Source organism: Vibrio sp. 10N.286.52.C3, from assembly GCF_041468865.1.
In the GTDB taxonomy this organism is placed as follows: domain Bacteria; phylum Pseudomonadota; class Gammaproteobacteria; order Enterobacterales; family Vibrionaceae; genus Vibrio; species Vibrio crassostreae_C.
In genome coordinates this window covers 1-4,529 of sequence record NZ_JBFRJM010000094.1, presented here as the reverse complement: position 1 = coordinate 4,529, position 4,529 = coordinate 1, and the positions used below count along the sequence as shown (strand labels likewise).

At 45.6% G+C, this 4,529-nt stretch carries 6 protein-coding genes; 2 read left to right on the top strand and 4 right to left on the bottom strand.

The window, feature by feature from the left end; all coding sequences use genetic code 11:
• Positions 1-50 precede the first annotated feature (50 nt).
• From AB4138_RS23075 to AB4138_RS23060, 4 genes are all read right to left on the bottom strand, one after another.
• On the bottom strand, positions 51-488 hold the full coding sequence (locus AB4138_RS23075) for a DUF2069 domain-containing protein (RefSeq protein ID WP_017060713.1): 438 nt from the start codon (positions 486-488) through the stop codon (positions 51-53).
• Positions 485-1,078: an NAD(P)H:quinone oxidoreductase gene (gene wrbA / locus AB4138_RS23070; protein WP_017060712.1), complete on the bottom strand. Its 594-nt coding sequence runs from the start codon at positions 1,076-1,078 to the stop codon at positions 485-487. The genes AB4138_RS23075 and wrbA overlap by 4 nt, the downstream gene beginning before the upstream one ends.
• Before the next feature lie 6 nt (positions 1,079-1,084).
• Positions 1,085-1,435, bottom strand: a complete 351-nt coding sequence (gene arsC / locus AB4138_RS23065) for an arsenate reductase (glutaredoxin) (protein WP_017060711.1) — start codon at positions 1,433-1,435, stop codon at positions 1,085-1,087.
• A gap of 123 nt (positions 1,436-1,558) precedes the next feature.
• The gene (locus tag AB4138_RS23060; protein WP_017060710.1) at positions 1,559-3,013 is read right to left on the bottom strand and encodes a M48 family metallopeptidase; all 1,455 of its coding nucleotides are present in this window, start codon (positions 3,011-3,013) and stop codon (positions 1,559-1,561) included.
• Between the two features lie 178 nt (positions 3,014-3,191).
• Between AB4138_RS23060 and AB4138_RS23055 the strand changes: the two genes are divergently transcribed.
• Both AB4138_RS23055 and AB4138_RS23050 read left to right on the top strand, forming a co-directional pair.
• Complete coding sequence (locus AB4138_RS23055) at positions 3,192-3,431, top strand: sulfurtransferase TusA family protein (protein WP_017060709.1); 240 nt, start codon at positions 3,192-3,194, stop codon at positions 3,429-3,431.
• Positions 3,424-4,500: an AI-2E family transporter gene (locus tag AB4138_RS23050; RefSeq protein ID WP_017063383.1), complete on the top strand. Its 1,077-nt coding sequence runs from the start codon at positions 3,424-3,426 to the stop codon at positions 4,498-4,500. The genes AB4138_RS23055 and AB4138_RS23050 overlap by 8 nt, the downstream gene beginning before the upstream one ends.
• The last annotated feature ends 29 nt before the right edge of the window (positions 4,501-4,529 follow it).

The following is a 4,529-nucleotide window of genomic DNA, read 5'->3' as shown; positions in this document are numbered from 1 at the left end:
CCTCCTCCTACTCGATTGTAAGCGGTCAGTTTAAAAGCATGGGCTCAATATTATTGCTCGAACTTAGCTTTTTCTCTCTTTTCTACTTCAGAAAGACGCTTCAACTTGATGCCTAACTCTTTGGCTCTAAAGCGAGTAAATAAGATATTGCCCGCGAAACCTAGAGTCGTCAGAAGCAGTTCTACAGCCGCTAATAAACGTTCACCATCGTCTACATACAAGATAGTTAATGCGTGTAGGAAATAGAGCATCAAGACGAAATTTGCCCATGCGTGCGTATAAGGTTTTCCTGCTAAAATGCCCGGTAATGGCAATAACAGCGGGATAGCCCAAGCAATCGCCAGTGTGACATTACTGAGATGAGGGTGCGGTGAAAGCGTCATCTGCCAAGCCACCACCCAGAATAAAAGCGACAAGTTGCCCGCTAAAGCAAGGTAGCGAAATAGCTTGGTTTTGGGAGACATAGCCTTCTCTGGCATATACATCATTGAGAAATTCCCTTCTGATTTATTGCGATGCGCGCTAGGCGTTTACCTAGGTTTTGCGCCAACTCAATCTCTTCTTTGCTAAGTGAAGCGCTCTCTCCAGTACTGCTTGCACCATAAGGCGTACCACCAGTTTGAGTGGTGTGCAGCGCCGGTTCTGAGTAGGGGATGCCCACGACTAACATGCCGTGATGAAGCAGGGGCAACATCATGCTTTGTTGTGTTGTCTCTTGACCACCATGCAATGATGAAGAAGAGGTAAATACACAACCTGGCTTATCGATGAGATCACCATTGATCCACATTGATGTCGTGCTATCCCAAAAGTGCTTCATTGGCCCGGCCATGTTACCAAACCAAACCGGACTGCCTAGCGCCAAACCATCACAAGATCGAAGTTCTTGTAACGAGGCAATAGGATCGGTTGGTTGATAGCGTGAATCAGGCTGCTCTTCTACCGTGTACACGTCGTTCACCGTTCTTAACATGGCTTCACAGTTTGGGATAGACTCAACCCCTCGTGCAATCTGCCTTGCTAGAGCTTGTGTGTTGCCGTGGCGGCTGTAGTAAAGAACAAGAATGTTAATGCTCATATTGGATTACAGAATCTCTAGCACTTGCTCTGGTGGACGACCAATTTTTGCTTTGTTGTTCGCGACAACGACTGGGCGCTCAAACAGTTTTGGATTGGTTGCCATCGCGGCGAAAAGATCTTCATCAGTGACTGAAGCATCACCAAGGTTTGCTTCTTTGTAGTCCGCTTCTTTGGTGCGCATCATGTCGCGAACACTGTCAAAACCAAGCTGAGTGAACAGTACTTTCAGCTGTTCAACTGTTAACGGAGTCTCTAGGTATTTGATTACCTCTGGCTGTACGCCGTTTTCCTGAAGCACTTCTAGAGTTTGACGGCTCTTTGAGCAGCGTGGGTTATGATAAATCACGACAGACATGGTTCTTCCTCATTATTATTTTTGATTTAATTGTTTAGCTGAAGCCACCATAGGTGACTTCTTTTTTTTGTGTAACGTTGAGCTTTCTTTTTATACTGGCAACGAGCGTTACCAGTAAACACTCTATTGTAGCGACAAGAAGCGCTCTCGTTGAATCATTAGCTGATCAATTCGAGCGTCGTAGCGTGCTTGTTTTAGGCTTCCTAATTCTGCGATTTGGCTTGCTTGCGTGTAGTACTGAATCGCTTTGTTCCAGTTGGCTTGCAGTGCCAAAATTTCTGCACGAGCAGCCAGTTCTTCGTCGCTATTACCAAGGCTCGTATTTACTTTTGAAAGTAAGTGCCAGCCATTGGTGTCATTCGGGTTATCGTGCGTGTAACGCTGCAATACGCGAACCGCTTCTTGAAGATCTTCATTTTCAATCAGTGCGTTGGCGTAGTTAATGGTCAGAACCGGGTTGTTTGGTTGACGAACCAGTGCCGATTTAAGTTCTTTAATCGCAATCTCAGGCTGCTTCTTCTCGATGTGCAGATCCGAAATAGCATCTAGATAAAACAGGTTGGTTGGATCGCTGTTAATCAGCTTGTTCAGGATGGGCTCTGCTTTGTCTAATTTTTTAGAGTCTAGGTAAACCAGTGCTTGGCCATATTCTAATGACGGAACCAAAGCTTTAGGGGCTTTCTTTAGCTGACGCTCAAACCAATCAAGAGCAGCATCATTATTAATGCCAGCATAGCGCGCAACAATGCGGGCTCTTGCTAGGTGGTAGTCCAGAGAGGGAGCCAGTTTCAGTGGCGGGTAACTACGAGCACGAGCACGTGAATCGGTAATTCGGTCTTCTGGTAATGGGTGAGTCAGTAGCATTGGCGGTGGTGTGCTCGCATAGCGATATTCATCAGCTAAACGGCCAAAGAAACGTGGCATCGCATTCACATCAAACCCAGCTTTTGCTAGCGTGTTGATACCAAAGCGGTCGGCTTCTTTTTCATTACTACGGGTGTAGTTGATTTGGCTTTGCATATTACCCGCAGTCGTTGCCGTTAGGGCTGCAATGCCGGCTTCAGGAGCTGCAATTGCCAGTAATACAGAGGCTGCTAGCGCTGCAATGGTTGCTGGAGAGCGGCGCGCTTGGTCTTCCATACTACGCGCTAAGTGACGTTGGGTTACGTGCGCGATTTCGTGCGCTAATACAGAAGCTAATTCACTTTCAGATTGTGCATGCAGGAATAGACCTGAGTGCAAAGCAACATAACCACCAAAGAAAGCAAAGGCGTTGATGTTGCGGTCACGGATCATAAAGAACTGGAAAGGTGTCTTTACATCATTTGCGTTCGCGACCAGACGATGGCCAAGAGTATCAATATATAGATTTAGAACTGGGTCGTTTACGATAGGCTGGCTACTTCTGATGATGCGCATGTAGGCATCACCATAGATAAGCTCTTGGTCGATAGTGAGTGTGCCGCCAGCAGCGGTACCGATATCTGGTAGCTCCAAACTATTGGTATTCGCCATAGTTGGGGTGCTTAATGTAGCTGCGATGCATAAGCAAGCAATTGAGCGAGCGCGTTTAAACATATTAGTCAGTAATACTCCGTTTCTTCTGACAGTAAGACAAGTGCAATGGAAATTGGTTCTTTATCTGATTTAACCTTTGCCAAGTGCGTGCGCTATCATGAAGGAGGATGAATGAATGATGGCGCGTTTTCAAAAACAGATTACAATACGACCCTTATAATAAGCATCGAGCTCAAGAATGACACCTAATATTCTAGATTTACGCCAAGAGCGCTGTCCAATGGCGCTATTATTAGCCAAGCGTCACAGTGTAAAGTTAGAAGTAGGGCAGTCATTGTCAATTTATGTGTCTGATAACAGTTCGATGAAAGATATTGTTACTTATTTGTCTAAGCAAGCCTATGACGTCATCACTGAGGTTTGCTCTAATTACCATCATCTCCTCGTCACTAAAAAGGAATTGCAGTCAGATGCTTGAAATGGTCAATCGTTGGTATAAACGACGTTTCTCTGATCCCCATGCTGTCAGTTTGGTTGCCATCATTCTCTTCGGCTTTATTACGATCTACTTCTTTGGTCACCTAATTGCGCCACTCTTGGTTGCAATTGTGTTGGCTTATTTGCTTGAGTGGCCTGTTACCCAACTTCAAAGACTCGGTGTTCCAAGAACGCCTTCGGTGATGTTGGTGATCATGATGTTCTTTAGCGTGATGCTACTTGCGATCTTTGGCTTGGTACCAACCATTTGGCAACAAGTGGGCAATCTAATTAATGATATCCCAAGCATGTATGGCAGCTTGCAAAACTTCATTGCGACGATTCCTGAACGCTATCCAGAATTAGCTAACCTGCAGATCGTTGAGTCCATTATGTCTAACGCCAAGAACAAAGCGTTAGGTTTTGGTGAAAGTGTTGTCAAAGGTTCTCTTGCTTCTCTTGTGAGCTTAGCGACCTTAGCGGTTTACTTGATTCTTGTACCACTGCTTATTTTCTTCTTGTTAAAAGACAAAGAAGAGATGATCAGAATGGCGAGCGGTGTACTTCCTCGAAATCGTCGTTTAGCGACCAAAGTATGGGAAGAGATGAACCAGCAAATCTCGAACTACATTCGCGGTAAAGTCTTAGAGATTTTAATTGTTGGTGGTGTCAGCTACGTAACCTTTGCGATTCTGGATCTGCGTTATTCAGTCTTGTTGGCTGTCGCGGTTGGTTTCTCGGTACTGATCCCTTATATCGGTGCGGCAGCTGTGACTGTTCCGGTAGCGATCGTTGGTCTGTTCCAGTGGGGATTAGAGCCTCAGTTTTACTGGTTGCTTCTCGCTTACGGTATTATCCAAGCGCTAGATGGTAACGTGCTCGTTCCGGTTCTTTTCTCTGAAGCGGTGAACCTGCACCCAGTGGCTATTATTGTTGCCGTGTTAGTGTTTGGTGGGTTGTGGGGATTCTGGGGCGTGTTCTTTGCTATCCCGTTGGCAACGTTAGTTAAGGCGGTTTGGAATGCTTTACCGAGTCACGCATTAGACGATGACCCCGAACATCAAAAGTAATTGATCTTGTTGTCTCGTCCTAAAATACG